This is a genomic window from Corallococcus sp. CA047B (genome assembly GCF_003612065.1).
Lineage (GTDB): Bacteria > Myxococcota > Myxococcia > Myxococcales > Myxococcaceae > Corallococcus > Corallococcus praedator.
Window position 1 is genome coordinate 1 of record NZ_RAWD01000097.1, and the last position, 19742, is coordinate 19742.

The following is a 19742-nucleotide window of genomic DNA, read 5'->3' on the forward strand; positions in this document are numbered from 1 at the left end:
GGATGCCGGCGCGTCCCCCACCACCACCGCCTCGCCGTGGCAGCGCGCCCGCGTCGGCGACCGCGTGGAGTACGCCTTCTCCGCTCACCGGGGTCGCCCCGGCGGCCAGCGCGTCGCGGGGCCTCCTGGACCTGGCACCGCCGTGGCCGGCCACGTCGCCCTGGAGGTCGTCGCCGTGCAGGCCCCGTGGGCGTGGCTCACCGTCACCTTCACCGATGATCAGGGCAAGCCCCTGTCCCACCCGCGCCTCTCCCAGAACCGCGTGCTGCCCATGCGCATGGAAGAGACCCAGCCCTGGAAGGCCGAACACCGCGGCCAGCGCTCCGCCGAGCAGACCACCGCCGCCGGCCGCTCGTGGGACGCCCAGCGCTACCTGCACGACAGCCGCCCCAGCGACGGTCCCCTCCAGAACCGCCTCTATGCCTCGGAGCCCGGACCGCTGTACCTCACCCACGGCCTGCTCGACGCCAGCACCACCCTGTCCGGCTTCGGCGCCAGCGGCAGCCAGCAGCTCACGCTCGTGTCCTTCCGCCAGGGCACCGACGCTGGCGGCACCCTCCCCGCCCTCGAGCGGCCCTGGGGCCCGGGCACCTGGTTCGACGTGCGCCAGGACATCTCCGGCACGCCCTCCGTGCGCCGCGTCTGCATGGGCGCCGAACGCGGCTTCCTCCTGCGCAAGGACCTGACCGGCCCCACCGGTGACGCGCCCTGCGCGGACTTCCAGGAGGCCGAAGCCACGCCCGTGGAAGAGGCCCTCCTCGCGCTCGTCAGCGAAGCCGTCAGCCTGCCGCAGCAGTGGCCGCCCGTCACCGCCGGCACCGCGCCCTCGCGCCGGGAGACCCTCACCGTCGCCCAGCACTCCATCCCCGCCGTCGTCTTCGAAACACCGCTGGGTGAGGGCGCCGAGCGCCGCGTGCAGGTCGCCTCCTACGCCGCGGATCCATGGGGCGCCGCGCTCCACGGGCTCGCGGACGAGGCCCGCTTCGGAACGCTGTCGGACGGCATCTTCCGCGCCCCGCTCAAGGGCAAGCGCGTCGCCGAGGACAGCGGCACGCTCGCGGGCTGGGGCGCCTGGGTGAAGGACGGCGGGAAGTAGTCCCCGCCTTCAATCACACGTGCGGCGCTCCGGCTTGTCCTTGCGGCACTGCGCCACGGACGGGAGCGCCTCGCGCGCCTCGTCCGTCACCTCCACCAACTGGCGTGCGCACTCCCGGGCCGCCAGCGTGCCCTGGATGTCGAAGAGGCCCAGCACCTCCGTGCACCGCTTCTGGAGCGACTCCACCCCGGCCACGAAGAGCGGCTGCATCACCTCCGGCGTGAACGAATAGCCGCTCGCCGTCGCCAGCCCCGTCTCCGGCTTGAACATCCAGGCCGTGCGCCAGCTGGTCGCCACCTGGTCGAAGCGCGCCGAGCCCATCCACACCGCCTGCCCCGCCGCCGGCGCCACCGTCCGGGCCGACTCGAAGCCCGTGCCCTTGCGGCGGCAGAAGTCCTCGCCCGCGCCCCGCAGCATGCAGACGTTGTACTCGCCCAGCCGGCGCGCCACCGCGAGCAGCTCCGCCTGCTGCACCTCGCCCACGCGCGGCTGCGCGACGAACAGGTCGATGGTGCGCATGAGCACGCTCATCGCGTTCTTCGGATCCTTCTCCGGCCCCGGGTTCACCCCGCCCGTCGAAATCACCAGCACCCGCTCCGCCCCGCGCTGCACCGCCTGGAGGAGCGGCAGCCCGGAGCGCACCCCGCCATCGTAGTACGTCCCGTTCCGGTTCCCGGAGGCCGACGGCAGCAACTTCACCGGATCCGACAGCACCGGCTCCACGATGGACGCCACGATGGCCCGCGTCATCCCCCGCTTGCGCTCCGCGTCCGTCCCCCCGGCCTTGAAGTCCGCCGGGTCCTGGTCGCTCACGCCGAAGACATCCCCCGTCTGGAAGTCCACCGACACCGACACCAGCTCCGTGCCGTTGTGGAACATGGCCGGCTCGATGAACTGATCCAGCTTCGAGTACACGCCGTCGAACTGCACCAGGCCCCGGGTGTCGTCCGCCAGGTTCCACAGCCACGTGGAGTTCACGCAGTACAGGTCCGACTCCACCGTGCACGTGTAGTTGCCCATGAGCAGCTGGCGCGCCTTCGCCTCCTGCCCCGGCGTGTGGAACAGGTCCACCAGCGTGCTGATGAGCGCCCCGGTGCTCGTCCCCGCCGCCAGGTCGATGCGCGCATCCCCACACCCCTCCGGCGCGGGCTTGCCCCGGCACTGCTCCAGGATGCCCAGGAGCCGCCAGATGGCGCCCGCGCTGAACGCCCCGTTGGCCCCGCCGCCGCTCAGCACCACCGCGTTGGTGGGCCGCTTCAGGTCCCGGCGCCACGCGCGCGCCCGCACGTAGCCGGCCGCGGACGCCGCGCCCTCGCGGATGCCCTGCGCCAGCGCTTCGCGCGTCAGCGGCACCTCCAGCGACTGCTGCAGCGCCGCCAGCGACGGCGCGAGCCCCAGCGTGTTCGCGAGGAAGCGCTCCGCGTCCACCTCCGCCTCCGACGGCGTCGCCACGGAGAGCGACTGCGCGGGCAGCGGCACGCCCCACGCCGACGCCTTCACCGCCCGGTCGATGAAGCCCATGCGCGTGTCGTTCTCATAACAGGCCGCGGTGTCGGCCCCCGCGCGCTGGAGCAGACAGGCCGTCATGTCCAGCACGACCTCCGGCGATGCCCCCAGCGCGTCCATCCACCCACCCGCGCGTTCGGCGTCCACATACGAGTCCATGAGCTGCGCGCGCGTGAGCCCCGCCACGCGCTCCACCGCCGGCACCCGAGGCGGCGCGTCCTGGGGCGCGGAGGACTCCGGCGCGTTCAGCGTGTCCAGCAGGACGTCCGTGCGCAGGGCACTGCAACCCCCCAGCGGTGCGGCGAGGAGGACCAGCAGCGGGAGCGTGACGTGACGGCGCATGGGGACGTCTCCTTGGAAGCGGGCCTCCCTCCTCCTTAGCCGAAGGGCTGTCGGACAGGCCACGGCCCGGAGCGTCGTGCATCCGCAATCCTGCAAAAGCCCTCCTCGCGACGCGGCGCGGTGCGGTTAGCATGCGCGCCCCCCAACGGGAGGCTCAAGGACCCATGGTTGAGTATGATCCGCATCGATGGTGGAGCTACTTCCACTACCTGCGCGGTTCGATGGTGAAGCAGATCGTCGGCCGTGTGTTGTTGTTCGTCCTCTGGTCCGCGGGCGTGGTGGCCTTCTCGCTGCACGTGACCCACGTGGGCGTGCCCCTTACGGTGCACACGCTGGCCGGCATGAGCTTGAGCCTGCTGCTCGTGTTCCGCACCAACGCCTCCTATGACCGCTTCTGGGAGGGCCGCAAGCTGTGGGGCGGCATCGTCAACGAGACGCGCAACCTGGCACGTGCGTCGGAGGTGTTCCTGGGCCGCACGCCCCTGTACGCCCCGCTGGTGCGCTGGACGGCCGCGTTCCCCTTCGCCGCCGCCGCGTGGCTGCGCGGCCAGCGTCAACTGGGCCCCAGGGTGGCGGAGCTGCCCCAGGCCTTCGTGCAGGAAGTGTTGAGCGCGCAGCATGTCCCGCTCAGCGTGGCGCGGCGGATGACGGCCGTGCTGGACGAAGGGCGCCGCTCGGGGCTGTATCCGGAGTACGTCCAGATGCAGCTCGACCAGAACGTGCAGTTGCTCATCGACTACCTGGGCGGCTGCGAGCGCATCCACCGCACGCCCATGCCGTTCGCGTACATGGTGCACCTGCGCCGCGCCCTCATCCTCTACTGCGCCACCCTGCCCTTCTCGCTGGTGGACACCTTCGGGTGGGTGACGGTGCCCGCCACCTTCGTCGTCACGTATGTCTTCTTCGGCATCGAGGAGATCGGCGTCGAGATCGAGGACCCCTTCGGCACCGACGACAACGACCTGCCGCTCGACGCCATCTGCGAGAACATCCAGAACAACCTGCTGGCCTTCCTGCCAGCGCCTGGCACGCCCCCACATGACCACTCCGCGCCCTGACGCCGTGGCCCCTCACGTCAACTCCGTCCTCTTCCAGATGAAATGGAAGGCCGAGCTGCGCGCCAGCGGCGCGATGACGCCGCGAGTACCGGTGCAGTTCGTGGCTGAACAGGGGCGCGCGCTGCGCGTCATCGACATCCGGGAGAAGGAGGAGCTCACCGGCCTGATGGGCCACATCCCCGGCTCCCTCTGGGTGCCGCTGGAGCGCATCGCGGAGGTGTCCCAGCAGCTGGGTCCGGACATGCCCGTGGTGCTGGTGTCCCACAGCGGCCGGCGCGCGGGGCTGGCGACGCAGTTCCTCCAGGCGCTGGGCATGCGGTACGTGGCGGCGCTGTCGGGCGGGATGCTCGCGTGGCGCAACGCGGGCTATTCCGCCACCCGGCATTCGCACATCTTCGAGCGCGGCCTCACCACGCCCACCTTCGTGGAGGAAGGCCCCAGCGACGGGCCGCTGACGAAGGCGCACATCGAGCAGCACGTGGGCGACCCCAGCCAGGTGCGGTGGGCCCGGCTGTCCGCGCTCTTGATGAGCGGCCGGCGCTCGTGCGTGGACGGCCGCGACGAGCAGGGCGTCATCGGCACGCCGGGCGGCGACGCGGGCGAGTTCCTGCTGGCGCTCGCCAGCGTGGAGCGCATCACCGGCAAGACGCTCGACTTCCGCACGGTGGAGGAGATCCTCCTCCAGGAGCTGGAGGTATTCGGCCGCTTCTACATGCACACCGACACGCTCGCGTGGGGCAAGCTGGTGGCGTCCATCTCCAGCGACCGGCGCCTGTCCAACCGGCCCCTGCCGCCCCTGAACGACGAGGCGGGGTGGCATGCCTTCCTGGGGCACCCGGCGCCGGAGTCGCGCTCCGCGCTGATGGAGCACCTGCTGGAGCCCGCGCACCTGGGCTGCGGCCACCTGAAGCTGATGCTCACGAAGCCGGAGGACTACGGCGTGCGGCCGGACCTGGTGCGCTCGTTCCTGCGCGCGTACCACGACCTGCGCTGGCAGGGCATGCCGGACCTGGAGTTCGTCACGCTCGAGGGCGTGCACGACGAGGCGGCGGTGCTGTCCGTGTACGTGGAGCAGGAGCTGTGGGACATGTCCTCCATCCCGCTCGTGTCTCCGTCCGTGGGGCCCAAGCAGGTGTTCGTCGCGCACCCGCAGGTGGCGGCCAAACACCGCGACCACTACGTGGAGTTCTTCCGCCGCCTGCCGCACCTGGTGACGCTGGAGCCCCACCACGTCGAGCCGCTGCGCACGGAGATGAACGCCATCGCGAACACCCAGTTGGGCCACACGCTCCAGCACCTGGCCAAGGGGCTGCCTCTCTTCGAGGCGCGCTTCGAGGGCGGCGACAAGGTGCGCGTGGTGGAAGCGGGCAAGGTGTAACAGCCCGCGCCTCCCGGGCTTCCCGTGCGACGCGCGGGAGCCCGGGTGAAGCGCTGCGTGCTACTCGGCGACGGAGACCTTCACCTCGATGTTGCCGCGCGTGGCGTTGGAGTACGGGCACACCTGGTGGGCCGCCTCCATCAGCTTCTGCGCTTCCTCCTGGGGGATGCCGGGCAGGATGCCCTGGAGCTCCACCGCGAGGCCGAAGCCGCCCTCGGGCGTCTTGCCGATGGTGACGGTGGCCTTCACGCCCGCCTTCTCATCCAGCTTCTTGCCCATCTTGCCCGCCACGAGGCGCAGGGCGCTCTCGAAGCAGGAGGAGAAGCCCGCGGCGAAGAGCTGCTCGGGGTTGGTGGCCGTCGTCTTGCCGGAGCCGCCCAGCGTCTTGGGCATCGCCAGCTCCAGGTTGTCCAGGGGGCTGTCGTTCAGCGAGATCCGACCGTTGCGGCCGCCGTGCGTGGTGGCGGTGGTGGAGTAGAGCTTCTCGGCGAGGGTGACCTGGGCCATGGGGTGCTCCTTCGTGAACTGCGTTTGGGTTTGCGAACTACCGTGAAACCGATTCGAACAGGCGCTGGACGTCCCGGCGCAGCCGGGCCAGCTCTTCCATCGACAGGCCGGTGCGGCAGGCGATGGCCTCCGGGATGGACGCGGCCTTGCGGCGCAAGCCGCGCCCCTGCGCCGTGAGCGACACGCGCACCGACCGCGCGTCCTCGGTGGAGCGCTCCCGGCGCACGAAGGCCAGCGTCTCCAGCCGCTTGAGCAGGGGCGTGAGCGTGCCTGAGTCCAGGTACAGCTTCTCCCCCAGCTCCTTCACCGACACCCCGTCCGTCTCCCACAGCACCAGCATCACCAGGTACTGCGGGTACGTCAGCCCCAGCTTCGACAAGAGCGGCGTGTAGGCCTGCACCATCGCCCGCGACGCCGCGTAGAGCGGAAAGCAGAGCTGGAGGTCCAGGCGGAGGAAGTCTTCCGGCGACATGGGAGATAGATAGCGCGCAATTAAATTGCGCGCAATCGAATTGGTGGCGGGGAAGTCCGGGTGGGGGCGGGTGTGTTCCCCGGGGACTGTGGGCGTGGTAGAGCCGCCACCCCCGGAGTGCCCGGGAACTGTCGAGGACGATGATGCTCAGGACGGTCACCGCCACGCGCTACGTGACGCCGCTACGCGAAGGGGGCTCTTTGCCCGCCATCGTGGAGGCGAACGACGCGGGGCTCTATGTCGTGAAGTTCCGGGGGGCAGGCCAGGGCGCCAAGGCGCTCATCGCCGAGCTGCTGGCCGGAGAGCTGGCACGCGTGCTGGGCCTGCGGGTGCCGGAGCTGGTGTTCGTGGAATTGGACACGTCGCTGGGGCGCAACGAGCCGGACAGTGAGATTCGCGAGCTGCTCAAGTCGAGCGCCGGGCTGAACCTGGCGTTGGACTACCTGCCGCGCTCGGTGACGTTCGATCCGCTGGCGGTGCCGGTGCCGGAGGCCCAGGTGGCCTCCGCCATCGTGGCATTCGACGCGTTCGTGACCAACGTGGACCGCACGCCGAAGAACCCCAACCTCCTGGTGTGGCACCGCAACCTCTGGCTCATCGACCATGGGGCGGCGCTGTACTTCCACCACTCATGGGACGGCTGGGAGGAGCGCAGCCAGGGGCGCTTCGCGCCCATCAAGGACCACGTGCTGCTGCCGTGGGCGCATTCGCTGGCGGAGGCCGGGGACCTGCTGCGCGAGCGGGTGACGCGAGAGGTGGTGGAGCGCATCGTGGGGTCGATTCCGGAGGCGTGGCTGGGCCAGGAGCCCGCGTTCGCGTCCACGGCGGAGCACCGCGCGGCGTACGTGACGTGGCTGATGCGCAGGCTGGAAGCGGCGCCGGCGTTCATCGAGGAGGCGACGCGTGCCCACGCCCAGCTCGTTTGACTACGCCATCATCCGGCTGGTGCCCCGCGTGGAGCGCGAGGAGTTCATCAACGTGGGCGTGGTGCTCTTCTGCGTGCAGCACCGCTTCCTGGGCGCGCGCGTGGAATTGGATGAGGCGCGGCTCAAGGCGCTGTCACCGGACGCGGACGTGGAGCTGTTGAAGGGCCACCTGGAGAGCTTCCGCCGCGTGTGCGTGGGCGGGAAGGACGCGGGGCCCATCGGGCGGCTGCCACAGAAGGAGCGCTGGCACTGGCTGGTGGCCCCGCGCAGCACCATGCTCCAGACGGGCCCCGTGCACGTGGGCCTCTGTGACGATCCAGACCGCTCGCTGGAGCACCTGCTGGACACGATGGTGCGGGTGAAGCCGGCGGTCTGATGCAGGGCCTGGGCGCGTCGCTCCACGCCCTGGTCGTCATTCCTCCTGGAGGTCCTTCAACCAGAACCAACGCCCGTTGGAGCGCAGCGCGCCTCCGAGGAACTCCGAGAACGAGCCGGTGATCTGCGCGCAATACACCGGGTCGGGGAATCCTTCGCGGTAGCCATCGCGGATGGGATAGCAGCCATCGGTCTGCTGGCTCACGTCGAGCAGGATGTAGTTGCTGTCCTGGACCTCGCAGACCGAATACCAGGACGCGGAGCCTGACTTGTCGGTGTCGTCCTGGAGCATCACCACCCGTGCACGGCGAATCTCCGCCAGGGGATGGAATGCGAACTCAGGGTTGATGCGGTCGAACAGGTTGGCACCGTCGCAGTGCAGGTAGAAGGCACGCAGGTCGGGGTCGAGGCGCCACCCCACCCTTTGCTCGAACGCTTCGATTTGCGCAGGGGTCGCGGGCGGCTTGGGGAAGTGGAGGCGCGACACCTCTTCGAGCAATTCGATCACGGGAAGGAGATGTTGCGCACCGAGACGGCGTGCGTTCCATCTTCCGCCCACAGCTTGAGGGTGTAGGGACCCAGTGCCGTCGATGACGGCAGTTCGAATTCCACGATGACCTGGCCCTCCGTATCGGGGGCGATGGGCTCCTGCGACCAGATGCCGAGTGCGGACACGGTGCGTCCGGTTGCGTCCACCAGCGCAGCCCCCATGGGCCGCCAGGGCACGTTCAAGCGGTTCAGCAACATTGCATTCACCGCGGCACGCGTGGCGACACGGAAGGCGGTGACCCGCCTCATCGACAGTGCCTCCCTTTGCATCCTTTGAATGGCGTCCGTCAGGTCACGGAAGGCCACGCCCTCATCCTTCATCACCTTTGAGGCCAGCAATCCAGTCAGTCCATCGGGCCGCGCTTGCGTCGCGCGCAGGCGTTCCACCTCCGCCTGCGCGCGGCCGACCTCCGCGCGAAGTTGTCGAACCTCCTGCTGATAGGACGCCAGGGAGCGTGGGTGGCGGTACAACTCCACCTGACGCTGCGCCAAAGCCGGATGCACCACCAGCACCAGCTCCGCACGCGCAGGAGCCGCCCCATCCGCGAAGATGAGGGTCAGATTCAACCGGGTGCCTTCCTTCACATCGTTCCGGGGCAGCAGCGCGAGCGTGTCCGTACCTTCCATGATCCGGCGGAAATTCTCCCGCCCGGTCAGCGCCCACCGCGCGACGGGCGAATCGCTCAACACCCAGGTGGCCAGCCCCGGACTGATGTTGAGTTCGTGCGGCCTCCCCTCCTGCTCGGCGGACACTTCGATACGGCCCACACCCTCCGCGTCGGAAGCATCCTGAACCTGGGCTGCGGCTCCTGAAGCCAGGGTGAAAGCCGCCACCAGGGCGACCTTCAATACGGACGCGACAGCGCCATGACTCCGGGCAGCAAGAAGGCGCAGGCTCACTCGAAATGGTCCACGGCACGCAGGTAGACCGTGCTCGTGACGACCGCAGTGTCGTCCGTGCTGCCCTTCAAGAGGGTCACCCCGTGCTTGATCCCACTTCCTTGAAAAATCTCCATGCATACCGGGTAGCGCTCGCCCTTCTTGGTGCGGACCTCCGTGAAGCGGCCGTACAGGTACTCTCCTCGGACGAAGCGACCGAGCACCAGGGTTCCACCCGGGAGCTTGCCCATTGCTTCGATCATTTCGAGGCGACCCGGTCCTTCCCGTACCGAGATGGGTCCCACATCATTGAACCGGTCATCGAGCGCCGCATCGATGAACATTTCCACCTTGATCCCCAACGTCCGCATGGACTCCACGGCCCCCGCCGGACACTCCTCGGGCGGTGGCGAGGCCCGCAACTGGGGTCCTGCGGGGCAGGCCAGGCTGGAGCAGGTCGCGGCGGCGAGCAGGGCGCGGGACGCCGCCGCACGGGAACGGGTACGACGAGCAGGCGCGGGAGAGGTCTTCGTCACGGGCGTTTCTTCTTTCCACGAATGCGCCACCTGGGAGGCGACGGCCACAGGGGGAACCGCCACCCACGGTGGCGTGACTGCGGCCCGGGCAGCTTCCGGTGAAGCCTCGGCGGACGCCACTTCCGGATCCGACTCCGGGCGCGACGACAGGCGGGACCGAGCAAGGCCTCCCCACGCCGCCACCAGCACCGCCACCCCGCACGCCAGCAGCCCCCACTTCTTCCATCCAGTTCGCCACCGACGAGCGGAACGCGGCGGTGGCAACGGCGCCAGGGCCGGCATTGGCATGACCGGTGGAACAGGCACCCGCCCCCGATGCGGGGGGCCCGGCGCCTCGCCGTGCACCATCCAGGCGTCGTGCTCCTCGGCCTCGTCCGGAGGCACCGGAGCCAGGGAGACCTCCGCGACGTCCGGGAGCAGCGGGACATCCCACGCAGCGTCCATCACCAGCGCCGCCAGCGCTTCGTCCAGGGCCCTGGCACCTTCTCCGCGCGCCTCGGGCGCCTTCGCGAGCAGGCGCAGGCACAGCTGGCCCAGGGCTTCTGGCACGCGTGCGTTGCACACCTGGGGCGGCACCGGGGGCTCGTGGATGACAGCGTCGATTTCCGTGGCGGTGTCGGGCGACTCGAAGGGCCGCCGGTCCGTGAGCATCCAGTAGAGGACGACCCCCAGCGCATACAGGTCATCCGCGCGCGAGGCCTCGTAGTGGGCGCCCTCCTGTCGCCCGTGTTCCCGCAGATAGGCCAGCGACTCCGGACTGCGGTACTGCGGCGTGCCGGGCGGCAGGATGCCTTGGGTCAGCCGTGGCGCGCCCTCGTAGTGACCGACGCCCACGTCCAGCAGCACCGCCTGCCCGGTGGACTCACGCACCTGGATGTTGGACTCCTTGATGTCCCGGTGCAGCGTCTGCCGTGCGTGCATCGCCTCCAGGCCGCGCGACAGGTCCCGCATCAGCGCCACCACGCGCCGTGCGCTGGGATTCTCCTCGCGGACCCAGTGGTGCAGCGTGCGACCCTCCACCAGTTCCATGGCCAGGTAGAACCACGTGGGCCGCTGCTCCGGATGCAGGCCGCAATGGCGGAAGCCCACCACGTTGGGATGCTCCAGGCGCATCAGGATGGCCACCTCCCGCGCGGCCCAACCCCCAAGTCCCATCCGCGACTGGAGCTTCAACGCGAAGGACTCGCCTCCACGTCGGGCGCGATACACCACGCCACTGCCACCCCGGCCCAGCAGCGCCTCTACGATGAAGCCGCCAACGTCCGTGCCCGGCAACAGGTCCGCGAAGTGCTGGCCGTTCACGCGTCCACCCTCTGTATCCGGAAGTCTCCTGCGTCAGCGTTCCGGTCGCGACGACACGAGAGGCCGGAAAGTCTAACACCTTGGAGACCCGGGAAGTCTAACCAGGACTTGAGACCTGGAGCACGGGCTTTGCGCTACGCTCCTTCTCCACGCATGGACGAACAACTGGGGAAGAAGGTGGGCAAGGCCGCGCGCGAAGCCCGCGCGAGGTTGGGCCTGACGCAAGCAGAGGTCGCCGCCACCGTGGGGATGAACTCCATGGTCTACAGCCGGGTGGAGCGCGGGAAGATGGTCCCCAGCGCGACGATGCTGTGCAAGTTGAGCATGGCGCTGCGGGTCTCATCGGACGAACTGCTGGGACTGGCCCGCACGGAAACGGAAGCCCGCCGTGAGGCCCAGAAAGAGCCTCCCGCGCTGCGACGACTGGTGACGCTGGCGCGCGAACTCGAAGAGGAGAAGTTGGACGCCCTCGTCGCCATGGCTCGCGCGCTGTCCCGCTAGGAAGCCTTCCTACCCCCGATGCTTCGCGGGGAAGAGGTCCTCGTCTTCCAGTTCGACCTGGTCTCGGACGGCACTGGCATCAGTGATGAGGCGCATCAGTTCCTCCGCTGCCTCCTTGCGTCCATACAGCCGGCCTCCGTCCCGCTGTTGCTCCCGGCCCAGGCAGTCGCGCAGTGCATCCCGAAGGGCGCCCGCGGTGGCCTGTCGCGCCCCAGGCTCCCGTCGCAAGGCCCGCTGGAGCGCGGCCCCAAAATCCCCGGGGAGCTCCGAGACCGCATGGGCGACATCCTCGGGCGTGTAGCGCTGCACCTGCGCCAGCATGCAGGTCAGCGGCAGGGAGGGCTCCTCCTCCACCTGAACGCCATGGGGTCGGGAGTGTTCTTCCAGGCCTCCGCCGTTCAACGCCTCCTGGAACAGGTGCCGCCCGGTGGCCAACTCCAGCAACAACAGCCCCAGGGAGAAGAGGTCCGAGGCGGGCGTCAGCGGGGCCCCCTGGAGGTATTCCGGCGAGGCATAGGCCACGTCTCCCTTGCGGAGCTGCCCCTGGGTTTCCTCGCGACCGACCAGGTGGGAGTAGGCGGCACCGAAGTGCGTCAGCTTCACCGCGCCGTCACGGGCCACCCGAACGTTGCGCGGGCTGACATCCCGATGCACCAGGCCCAGGGGACGGCCCGCATCATCGGCCAGCGAATGGGCATGTTCGAGCGCGTCCGCCAGCTCGGCCCCCACGAACAGGGCGAAGGCCACGGACACGGGACGCTGCCGCATGGCCATCAGGCACAACACGGTGTCCATGGAGGGACCGTCCACGTACTCCATGATGACGTAGGGCTTGCGCTCCCGGACCTTGAACTGGTGCACCTGGGCGATCGCGGGATGGTGCAGGCGGTAGGCAAGCTGCACTTCCTCCACGAGCCGGTGGCGCCTCGCCTGCGTGGCCGGGGTGTGCAATCGCTTGATGAAGACGGGGCCCGGCAGGCCGTGCGGTTCGTGGCGCTCGGCCAGCATCAGCACCTCTCCATTGGGGCGGCGGTCCACGGTGCGCAGGAAGACGTAGCGGGTCTCCGCGATCTGGAAGAGGACGCGCGGTCGCTCGTCGTCAGAGGGGCGTTCGCCTGGAAGGTGATTCCGGCCGGAGGGGTGGACGGGGTCGGTGGTCTGCAAGTGGCCTCATTCTACATATAGACCTCCGGAGTCTACCAACAAGTTGACCTGACCAGAAGACGCCTCAGCTGCCTCCCCGAGTCATCCGCCAATCAACATCTCTAATGAATGCCGCCGCTGACGGTACAGGCAAGCAGGCGGGCGCTTCGTCCGCTTGTCGGCACATGGCGGGCCCTCGCGATGAATCCGGCGCCGAGCGCTGCGAAGGGGCCTGGACGTTCGTACCTTTGCTTCCCACCTTTCGCCGCAGGAACCCTGGAGGTGGCGACAGGCCCATGGACGCATCCCCATTGCGCATCGTCACGTACAACGTCCGCTACTTCGGCCACATGCTGAAGGGCCTTGCGAGCACCATCGGCCCCAAGCGCCGCGTGGCCGCCGCGCTGGCCACGCTGGACCCGCTGCCGGACGTCGTGTGCCTCCAGGAGGTGGAGACCTCCTCGCTTCGCAGCAACATCGTCCACCGGCCGACACGCCCGGGGGAGACCCAGTTGGAAGCCTTCATGGAGCGCGTGGAAGAGACCTTCGCGCTCCAGGGGCGGGCGATGCCCTACGAAGCATTCTACTTCCGCGCGCACCACTACAAGCTGGGCGAGCTGTCGCTCTACACCACCGGGCTCGCGATGCTCGTCAACACGCGCACCCTCCAGGTGGACAAGCACAACGTGGAGGCACCGGAGCACATCACGCACCACCACGTGCAGGGCCTGAAGGAGCGCAAGCAGAGCCGCATCTGCGCGCACATGCGCGTGCTGCGCCGCAACGACCAGCGCGCCTTCCACATCTTCAACACGCACCTGAGCCTGCCCACGCCGTTCGCCCGCGAGTTCTGGGCCACGCGCGACAAGATGGGCTGTGGCAGCAACCAGCTCCACGAGGCACGCAAGCTCACCGAGTTCATCCAGCTGCACTCGAAGACGGAGCCGTTCGTGGTGTGCGGGGACTTCAACTCACCGCCGTCCTCACCGGTGTACCGCTACCTCACCGGCGATGCGCACCTGACGTGCGCGCAGGCCGCCGTGGGGCAGATCGACCCGAAGTTTTCACGCGCGTTCCCCACCGCCGGCTTCATGCGCCTGCGCATGCACCTGGACCACCTGTTCTCCGGCGGCGGCGTGAGCTGGCTGGACGCGGATGAGACCCGCCCCTTCGGCGACCTCACCAGCCGCTTCCATGGCCTGTCCGACCATGTGCCCCTCATCGCCCGCTTCAACCTGGACACGGCCTTGGCCACCCCGGCGCTCATCACCTGACGTGACGCGGCCTCAGGCGGGGTCGCGCTCCAGCGCCTCCCATGCGTCCAGGATTTCACGCGTGCGGCGCTCGGCGAGCGTGTGGAACTCCGGCGCCAGGTGCGCCACCTTGTCCGGGTGGTATTGCGCGATGAGCGCGCGGAACGCCTTGCGCGCCTCGTCCTTCGGCGTGCCCCGCGCGATGCCCAGCACCACCCACGGGTCCTTCGCCTCTGGTTCGGCGGCGGCCGGAGGAGGCACGGCGCGGCGGCCCCTGGGCGGCGTTTCGTCGGAGGCCCCGGAGCGGGGCGGTGCCTCATCCCGGGCGCTGGCGGGTCCGTAGCGGGGTGGCGCTCGCGGGGCGCGCTCAGGACGGCGCGTGCCGGGGCGCTTCGCCGGGTCGGGCGCGGGGATGCCCGGGCTCAACCGGCTCAGCGCCTCCTGGAGGAACCACAAGTCGTCGGCGGGGCCTCCCTGCTTGCGCACCACCGTGAGGGGTTTGCCTCCCTTCAGGAGCAGGTAGCCGGTGGACGCCGCGTACGCGCCCTTCTTGTCCTCCGGGTAGAGCCGGTCCCCCAGGTCACCCAGTGGGTCACGCCACATGCCCTCCGTGGTGCCTTCATCCGCCACCAGCACCTGGGCCAGCACGTCGCCAAACAGGTCCTCCAGCGCGGCGAAGGGCTCGCGCGCCTGCGGAGGACGCGTCATCGCGGCACCGTGGCGCACCCCCGTCACCAGCAGCAGCCCTGGCGCGGAATCCACGAACGCGAAGAGCTTCTCGCGCACCTGCTTGTCGGAGAAGTAGAGGACGGCCTGCACGTCCCCTCATCCTGTGGAAGCCCCAGGCGTTTCTCAACCGCCGCCTTCCGCCCCTGTCACCTTCCCGGGCCTCCGTCCAGGAGACCCAGGGGGGCCTGGACCCTGAATTCCGGATAAGCCGGTTCGATGTGGCTCGACCCCGGCACGGGCTTGCGGAAGAGTCAGCCCCCTCATGCGCTGCTGCCACCGCCACGCCCCCGCCGCCGCCGGGTCCTCGGACCCGCATCCGTTCAGCCTCCCCGGCGCCACCGAGCACTACGCCGCGCCCCGCCCCGTGCGCGCCGAGCACGTGCGCATCGAGCTGGACCTGGACTTCGCCCAGCGCGCCATCGCCGGCACCTGCACCACCCGCGTGTCCGCCGTCCGCACCGTCGCCACCGTCACCTTCGACGCGGTGGACCTGGACGTCACCGACGCGCGCGTCGACGGCCACGCCGTCCCCTTCTCCAACTCTGGCGCCCACGTGCGCGTGGAGCTGCCCCGCGCGCTGGAAGCGGGCCAGGCGTGCGACATCGCGCTCACCTACCGCGCCCGTCCCCGCCGCGGCCTCTACTTCTGGGGCCCCGACGCGGGCTACCCCGACCGGCCCCTCCAGGCGTGGACGCAGGGACAGGACATCGACGCGCGCTGCTGGTTCCCGTGCCTGGACACGCCCGCGCAGAAGGCCACGTCGGAGGTCATCGCCACCTTCCCCGCAGCGATGACGTCCCTGTCCAACGGGGTGCTCGTCAGCGACCTCACCACTGGCGAGCGCCGCACCCAGCACCACCGGATGGCGCAGCCGCACGCGCCCTACCTCGTCACGCTGGTGGTGGGCGAATTCGACGAGGCCACCGACACCGCCGGCACCACGCCGCTGCGCTACCTGTTCCCCAGGGGGCGCCGCGAGGACGCGCTCCGATGCGTCGCGCGCACGCCCCAGATGGTCGCCGCCTACGAGGCCATCACCGGCGAGCCCTACCCGTGGAGCGGCTACGCGCAGGTGTTCGTCACCGAGTTCATCCTGGGCGGCATGGAGCACACCACCGCCACCACGCTGGTGGACACGGTGCTGCACGACGCGCGCGCGCACCTGGACTACACCGCCGAACCGCTCATCTCCCATGAGCTGGCGCACCAGTGGTTCGGCGACCTGCTCACCTGCCGCGACTGGCCGCATGGCTGGCTCAACGAGGGCTTCGCCACCTACTTCGAGGTGCTGTGGAAGGAGCGCGGCGACGACCGCGACGAGGCCGACCACCACCGCATGCTCGACCTGGACGCGTACGTCACGGAGACGCGCGAGCGCTATGCCCGCCCCATCGTCGCGCGCTCGTTCCAGGCCCCCATGGACCTGTTCGACCGCCACCTCTACGAGAAGGGCGGACTGGTCCTCCACGAGCTGCGTCGCCGCGTGGGCGACGAGCTCTTCGTGCGCGCCCTGCGCCACTACGTCGCCCGCCACCGCCACGGCGTGGTGGAGACGGTGGACCTGGCGCGCGCCTTCGAGGAGGCCACCGGCCACAACCTGGATCCCGTCTTCGACCAGTACGTCTTCTCCCCCGGCCACCCGGAGCTGAAGGTGGAGGTCCGCTACGAGGCCGACGACGGCCGCCTGCGCATCGCCGTGCGCCAGACGCAGCGCACCGACGCGGGCACGCCCGTCTTCCGCCTCCCGCTGGACGTGGTCGTCACCGTGAACGGGCAGGACACACGCCACCAGCTGGACATCACCGACGCGGAGCACCGCTTCCACCTGCCCTGCCCCGCCGCCCCCTCGCAGGTGCGCGTGGATCCGCGCCGAGACGTGCTGGGCACGCTGGACGTGGACAAGGCCGTGGGCCTGTGGCGCGAGGAGCTGGCCTCCGCCCCCGAACCGCGCGCCCGCACGGAAGCCGCGCTCGCGCTGGGCAAGGACGGCGGCCTGCGCTCCGTGGAGGCCCTGGGCCGCGCGCTGACGGACCCAGGCCTCTTCTGGGCCACCCGCGCCGCGTGCGCGAAGTCCCTGGGCCGCATCCGCACCCCGGAGGCCCGCACGCACCTGCTGGACGCGCTGGACACCGCGCACCCCCGCGTGCGCCGCGCCGTGGTGGCCGCGTTGGGCGAGTTCCGCCACGACGCGCAGGTGGCCGGACGCCTGCGCGCGTTGGTGGAGGCCGGTGACGCCAGCTACTTCGTGGAGGCGGAGGCCACGCGAGGCCTGGGCCGCGTGCGCGCGCCGGACGCCCTGCCCCTCTTGGAGGCCGCCGCCGCGCGGCCCTCGTTCCAGGATGTGATTGGCGCGGCCGCGATGGACGGACTGGCGGAGACCCAGGACGCGGCCGCGTTCCCGGTGGCCGTGGCCCGCACCGCGTACGGACAGCCCGCGTTCCTGCGCCGCGCCGCCGTGGTCGCGGTGGCGAAGCTGGCCGAAGGCGCGAACCGCAAACGCGAAGCGGTGGACCTGTTCGCCCAACTGCTGCGCGACCCGCAGTTCCGCGTGCAGCTGGCGGTGTGCGACGCGGCCCCCACCCTGGGAGACCGGCGCCTGCTGCCCGCGCTGGAAGGCACCACCTTCAGCGACCCCCGCACCCGCCGCTATGCCCGCGAGGCCGTGCGCTCCTTGCGCGAGGGCGCGCCCCAGGCCCGCGAGGTCGCCTCGCTGCGCGAGGAGCTGGACTCGCTCAAGCAGGAGACGCGCACGCTGCGCGAGAAGCTGGAGACCCTCTCCCTGCGCGACGCCGCCCCCGCGTCGAAGTCCAACGCCCGGCCCGTGCGCAAGCGCGCGGCGAAGGCGACGAAGCGCGGACGCACGCCCCCGCCCAAGCGGCGGCGTTAAGCACGGCCGGCGGCGGCGCCATCGCTCTGGAGAATGAGCCGCCCGCCCGCCTTCCCTCCAGGGGTGCTGCCCACGGCAGGAGTCCGATTTCGCCGCGCGAGGCCCGCCCACCGTGTGTACCTGTAGGCAATGGGAACGCGCACGGGGTGGCCATCGACGCGCCCGTCAACGCCGGGGGAACCCCCATGTCCCGGCAGGACCGACGCCACGGGGTGTGGCGTGGGTTCCCAGGAGCGAGGCATGGTCGCAGGAGGAGCCGCACGAGAGCTGGAGGCCGTCCTGGACGCGGCGGTGGAGCCGGTCATCGCCTGCGACGGCGACGAGCGCATCCTGCACGTCAACGCGGCGACGGAGCGGCTGCTGGGCTGGAGCCGTGAGCAGCTCCTGGACAGGCCGGTCACCGACCTCTTCCCTCCCCGCCTGCACCACTTCCATGGCCTGAGCCTGGCGCGCTACCTGCTGTCGCGCCGCAAGGTGTTGGGGGGGCGTCCCACCCGGGTCTTCGCGCTGCGCCGCGACGGCGTGGAGCTGATGGTGGAGCTGACGGTGGGGTCCACCGGCGAAGGCGGACGGGAGCGCATCGCGCTCACGATGCGCCGGCTGCATGAGGTCATCGACACGCTGGAGGAGCCGGTGGAGCACGTGCCCGGCGGCCCCACCGACCTTCCGCACCACGAGGAGACCGTGGACCGCCTCTACCGGCTGCTGGTGGAGAACGCGCCCCTGGGCATCTTCCACTTCGACCGCGCGCCCATCATCACCGCCTGCAACGAGCTGTTCGCGCACCAGTTGGGAACGTCCAAGCGGAACATCGTGGGCCTGCACCTCTTCACGCTGCGCGACGAGCGGATGATGGCCTGCGTGCGCGAGTCGCTGGGCGGCCACACCTGTGAATACGAAGGGGACTATCGCTCGCTCACCAGCGGCAAGGTCATCCCCGTGCGCGTGCGCTTCGCGCCCTGCTACGGCGACGACGGCGAGGTCGAGGGCGGCGTCGGCATGGTGGAGGACATCACTGACCGCCGCCACGTGGAGGCCGAGCGCGAGGCGCACCTGGCCCAGCTGGACCTGCTCTTCCGCAGCGCGCCCGTGGGCATCGGCTTCGTGGGCACGGACCTGAGATACGTGCGCGTCAACGAGACGCTCGCGCGCATCAACGGCCTCCCGGCCGAAGCACATCCGGGCCACACCCCACTGGAGCTGTTCGGCCCCCAGACGGGCGCCGCCGTCGAGCAGTTCCTGCACAAGGTGCTGAAGACCAACGAGCCCCAGGTGCAGGTTGAGTCCACGACCGACGGGACCCTGGGCGTGGAGGGTCCCCGGCGCTACCTGAGCGGCAGCATCTACCCGGTGCACACGCCCGACGGCCGCGTGCTGGGCCTGGGCGTGCTGGTGGAGGACATCACCGAGCGCAAGCACGCGGAGGAAGAGCGCGCGCACCTGTACCGCGAGGCCCAGGACGCCATCCGCGTGCGCGACGACTTCCTCTCCATCGCGAGCCATGAATTGAAGACACCGCTGACGCCGCTGAGCCTGCGCCTGGCCACGCTGGAGCGCCGCCTGGAGCGTGGCGAGCACGTGGACCCCGGCGTGCTGCGCCACGCGCGCCATCAGCTCACGCGCCTCACCGGCCTCATCAACGACCTGCTGGACGCCTCGCGCATCGAGGCCGGCCGGCTGGCGCTGCACCCGGAGGTCACCCGCTTCGACGTGCTGGTGGAGCACACGCTGACGTCCCTGGAGGGGCAGCGCGGCAACCACGTCTTCGACTTCAAACCGCCCCCGGACCCGGTGTCCGTCCACGGCGACGCGTACCGGCTGGAGCAGGTCGTCCTCAACCTGCTGGAGAACGCGCTCAAGTACAGCCCGGACGGCGGCACCATCCGCGTGCGCCTGACGGTGAACGAGGACGTGACGGTGCTGTCCGTGAACGACCCGGGCATCGGCATCCCCGAGGACCAGCAGCAGCAGCTCTTCGACCGCTACTTCCGGGCACGCAACGCGTCCACGCGCTCCTACGGCGGGCTGGGCCTGGGCCTCTACATCAGCCGCGACATCGTGGAGCGCCACGGCGGCCGCATCTGGGTGGAGAGCGAATCGGGCCGGGGCTCCACCTTCTTCGTCGCGCTGCCAACACTCTCCGCCGCCCGGCCGCCTCTCCCGCGCGCCCAGGGTGATCGCCACCTGCACTGAACCCGGAGTGCGGACCGCGCTGAAAGAACTTCAGCCCTCCAGATGAGGCAAGGGCCCCGGGCCCGATGCAAAGGGCTGGAATCCCACGCTTCCATCCCCTGGCACGGCGG

At 70.3% G+C, this 19742-nt stretch carries 17 protein-coding genes; 9 read left to right on the top strand and 8 right to left on the bottom strand.

Features of this window, described 5'->3' with window-relative positions:
• Positions 1–1096 (top strand): DUF6068 family protein (locus D7X74_RS43015; protein WP_120534020.1); only part of this gene is annotated, 1096 nt, incomplete at its 5' end.
• A gap of 9 nt (positions 1097–1105) precedes the next feature.
• Here D7X74_RS43015 and D7X74_RS17005 read toward each other — a convergent pair.
• Positions 1106–2944, bottom strand: coding sequence for a patatin-like phospholipase family protein (locus D7X74_RS17005; RefSeq protein ID WP_120534021.1), 1839 nt, complete (start codon positions 2942–2944; stop codon positions 1106–1108).
• Positions 2945–3108: 164 nt separating this feature from the next.
• Here D7X74_RS17005 and D7X74_RS17010 point away from each other — a divergent pair, with 164 nt between their 5' ends.
• Together D7X74_RS17010 and D7X74_RS17015 are read left to right on the top strand one after the other, a co-directional pair.
• Positions 3109–4002, top strand: a complete 894-nt coding sequence (locus D7X74_RS17010) for a bestrophin family protein (RefSeq protein WP_120534022.1) — start codon at positions 3109–3111, stop codon at positions 4000–4002.
• Positions 3983–5380 carry a rhodanese-like domain-containing protein gene (locus D7X74_RS17015; protein WP_120534023.1) on the top strand — a complete coding sequence of 466 codons (1398 nt, stop codon included), beginning with the start codon at positions 3983–3985 and terminating at the stop codon, positions 5378–5380. The genes D7X74_RS17010 and D7X74_RS17015 overlap by 20 nt, the downstream gene beginning before the upstream one ends.
• Before the next feature lie 60 nt (positions 5381–5440).
• Here the strand turns inward: D7X74_RS17015 and D7X74_RS17020 are convergent, their stop codons facing one another.
• Both D7X74_RS17020 and D7X74_RS17025 read right to left on the bottom strand, forming a co-directional pair.
• Complete coding sequence (locus D7X74_RS17020) at positions 5441–5887, bottom strand: organic hydroperoxide resistance protein (RefSeq protein ID WP_120534024.1); 447 nt, start codon at positions 5885–5887, stop codon at positions 5441–5443.
• A 37-nt stretch (positions 5888–5924) separates the two neighbouring features.
• Positions 5925–6359 carry a MarR family winged helix-turn-helix transcriptional regulator gene (locus tag D7X74_RS17025; protein ID WP_120534025.1) on the bottom strand — a complete coding sequence of 145 codons (435 nt, stop codon included), beginning with the start codon at positions 6357–6359 and terminating at the stop codon, positions 5925–5927.
• Positions 6360–6502: 143 nt separating this feature from the next.
• Here D7X74_RS17025 and D7X74_RS17030 point away from each other — a divergent pair, with 143 nt between their 5' ends.
• Both D7X74_RS17030 and D7X74_RS17035 read left to right on the top strand, forming a co-directional pair.
• Positions 6503–7285 (top strand): HipA family kinase, encoded by a 783-nt coding sequence (locus D7X74_RS17030; protein ID WP_120534040.1) that lies wholly within the window; start codon positions 6503–6505, stop codon positions 7283–7285.
• On the top strand, positions 7263–7661 hold the full coding sequence (locus D7X74_RS17035; protein WP_120534026.1) for a DUF3037 domain-containing protein: 399 nt from the start codon (positions 7263–7265) through the stop codon (positions 7659–7661). Before D7X74_RS17030 ends, D7X74_RS17035 begins: the two co-directional genes overlap by 23 nt.
• A gap of 36 nt (positions 7662–7697) precedes the next feature.
• Here the strand turns inward: D7X74_RS17035 and D7X74_RS17040 are convergent, their stop codons facing one another.
• From D7X74_RS17040 to D7X74_RS17050, 3 genes are read right to left on the bottom strand one after another with little or no spacing between them, the layout of a single operon-like run.
• Positions 7698–8168 carry an SMI1/KNR4 family protein gene (locus D7X74_RS17040; RefSeq protein WP_120534027.1) on the bottom strand — a complete coding sequence of 157 codons (471 nt, stop codon included), beginning with the start codon at positions 8166–8168 and terminating at the stop codon, positions 7698–7700.
• Positions 8165–9109 (bottom strand): DUF2381 family protein, encoded by a 945-nt coding sequence (locus tag D7X74_RS17045; protein ID WP_158620490.1) that lies wholly within the window; start codon positions 9107–9109, stop codon positions 8165–8167. The genes D7X74_RS17040 and D7X74_RS17045 overlap by 4 nt, the downstream gene beginning before the upstream one ends.
• Positions 9106–10926, bottom strand: coding sequence for a serine/threonine-protein kinase (locus tag D7X74_RS17050; RefSeq protein WP_120534029.1), 1821 nt, complete (start codon positions 10924–10926; stop codon positions 9106–9108). The genes D7X74_RS17045 and D7X74_RS17050 overlap by 4 nt, the downstream gene beginning before the upstream one ends.
• 153 nt (positions 10927–11079) lie before the next feature.
• On the opposite strand from D7X74_RS17050, the gene D7X74_RS17055 reads away from it, so the two are divergent.
• Positions 11080–11427, top strand: a complete 348-nt coding sequence (locus D7X74_RS17055) for a helix-turn-helix domain-containing protein (RefSeq protein WP_167508799.1) — start codon at positions 11080–11082, stop codon at positions 11425–11427.
• Positions 11428–11436: 9 nt separating this feature from the next.
• On the opposite strand, the gene D7X74_RS17060 is transcribed toward D7X74_RS17055, so the two are convergent.
• The gene (locus D7X74_RS17060; protein WP_233595963.1) at positions 11437–12591 is read right to left on the bottom strand and encodes a serine/threonine-protein kinase; all 1155 of its coding nucleotides are present in this window, start codon (positions 12589–12591) and stop codon (positions 11437–11439) included.
• 275 nt (positions 12592–12866) lie between these two features.
• On the opposite strand from D7X74_RS17060, the gene D7X74_RS17065 reads away from it, so the two are divergent.
• A complete protein-coding gene (locus tag D7X74_RS17065) occupies positions 12867–13844 on the top strand; it encodes an endonuclease/exonuclease/phosphatase family protein (RefSeq protein ID WP_120534031.1) in 978 nt (325 codons plus the stop codon).
• Between the two features lie 12 nt (positions 13845–13856).
• Here the strand turns inward: D7X74_RS17065 and D7X74_RS17070 are convergent, their stop codons facing one another.
• The gene (locus tag D7X74_RS17070; protein ID WP_120534032.1) at positions 13857–14642 is read right to left on the bottom strand and encodes a DnaJ domain-containing protein; all 786 of its coding nucleotides are present in this window, start codon (positions 14640–14642) and stop codon (positions 13857–13859) included.
• Positions 14643–14814: 172 nt separating this feature from the next.
• On the opposite strand from D7X74_RS17070, the gene D7X74_RS17075 reads away from it, so the two are divergent.
• Positions 14815–17439, top strand: coding sequence for a M1 family aminopeptidase (locus D7X74_RS17075; protein ID WP_120534033.1), 2625 nt, complete (start codon positions 14815–14817; stop codon positions 17437–17439).
• A 240-nt stretch (positions 17440–17679) separates the two neighbouring features.
• Positions 17680–19632 carry a PAS domain S-box protein gene (locus D7X74_RS17080; protein ID WP_120534034.1) on the top strand — a complete coding sequence of 651 codons (1953 nt, stop codon included), beginning with the start codon at positions 17680–17682 and terminating at the stop codon, positions 19630–19632.
• Positions 19633–19742 lie beyond the last annotated feature (110 nt).

What these genes read in the sequence shown, in the direction of transcription:
- D7X74_RS17010 (WP_120534022.1), top strand. Translation starts at nt 3,109, where the DNA reads ATGGTTGAGTATGATCCGCATCGATGGTGGAGCTACTTCCACTACCTG.
- D7X74_RS17080 (WP_120534034.1), top strand. Translation starts at nt 17,680, where the DNA reads ATGGTCGCAGGAGGAGCCGCACGAGAGCTGGAGGCCGTCCTGGACGCG.
- D7X74_RS17015 (WP_120534023.1), top strand. Translation starts at nt 3,983, where the DNA reads ATGACCACTCCGCGCCCTGACGCCGTGGCCCCTCACGTCAACTCCGTC.
- D7X74_RS17020 (WP_120534024.1), bottom strand. Translation starts at nt 5,887, where the DNA reads ATGGCCCAGGTCACCCTCGCCGAGAAGCTCTACTCCACCACCGCCACC.
- D7X74_RS17005 (WP_120534021.1), bottom strand. Translation starts at nt 2,944, where the DNA reads ATGCGCCGTCACGTCACGCTCCCGCTGCTGGTCCTCCTCGCCGCACCG.
- D7X74_RS17065 (WP_120534031.1), top strand. Translation starts at nt 12,867, where the DNA reads ATGGACGCATCCCCATTGCGCATCGTCACGTACAACGTCCGCTACTTC.
- D7X74_RS17075 (WP_120534033.1), top strand. Translation starts at nt 14,815, where the DNA reads ATGCGCTGCTGCCACCGCCACGCCCCCGCCGCCGCCGGGTCCTCGGAC.
- D7X74_RS17025 (WP_120534025.1), bottom strand. Translation starts at nt 6,359, where the DNA reads ATGTCGCCGGAAGACTTCCTCCGCCTGGACCTCCAGCTCTGCTTTCCG.
- D7X74_RS17055 (WP_167508799.1), top strand. Translation starts at nt 11,080, where the DNA reads ATGGACGAACAACTGGGGAAGAAGGTGGGCAAGGCCGCGCGCGAAGCC.
- D7X74_RS17030 (WP_120534040.1), top strand. Translation starts at nt 6,503, where the DNA reads ATGCTCAGGACGGTCACCGCCACGCGCTACGTGACGCCGCTACGCGAA.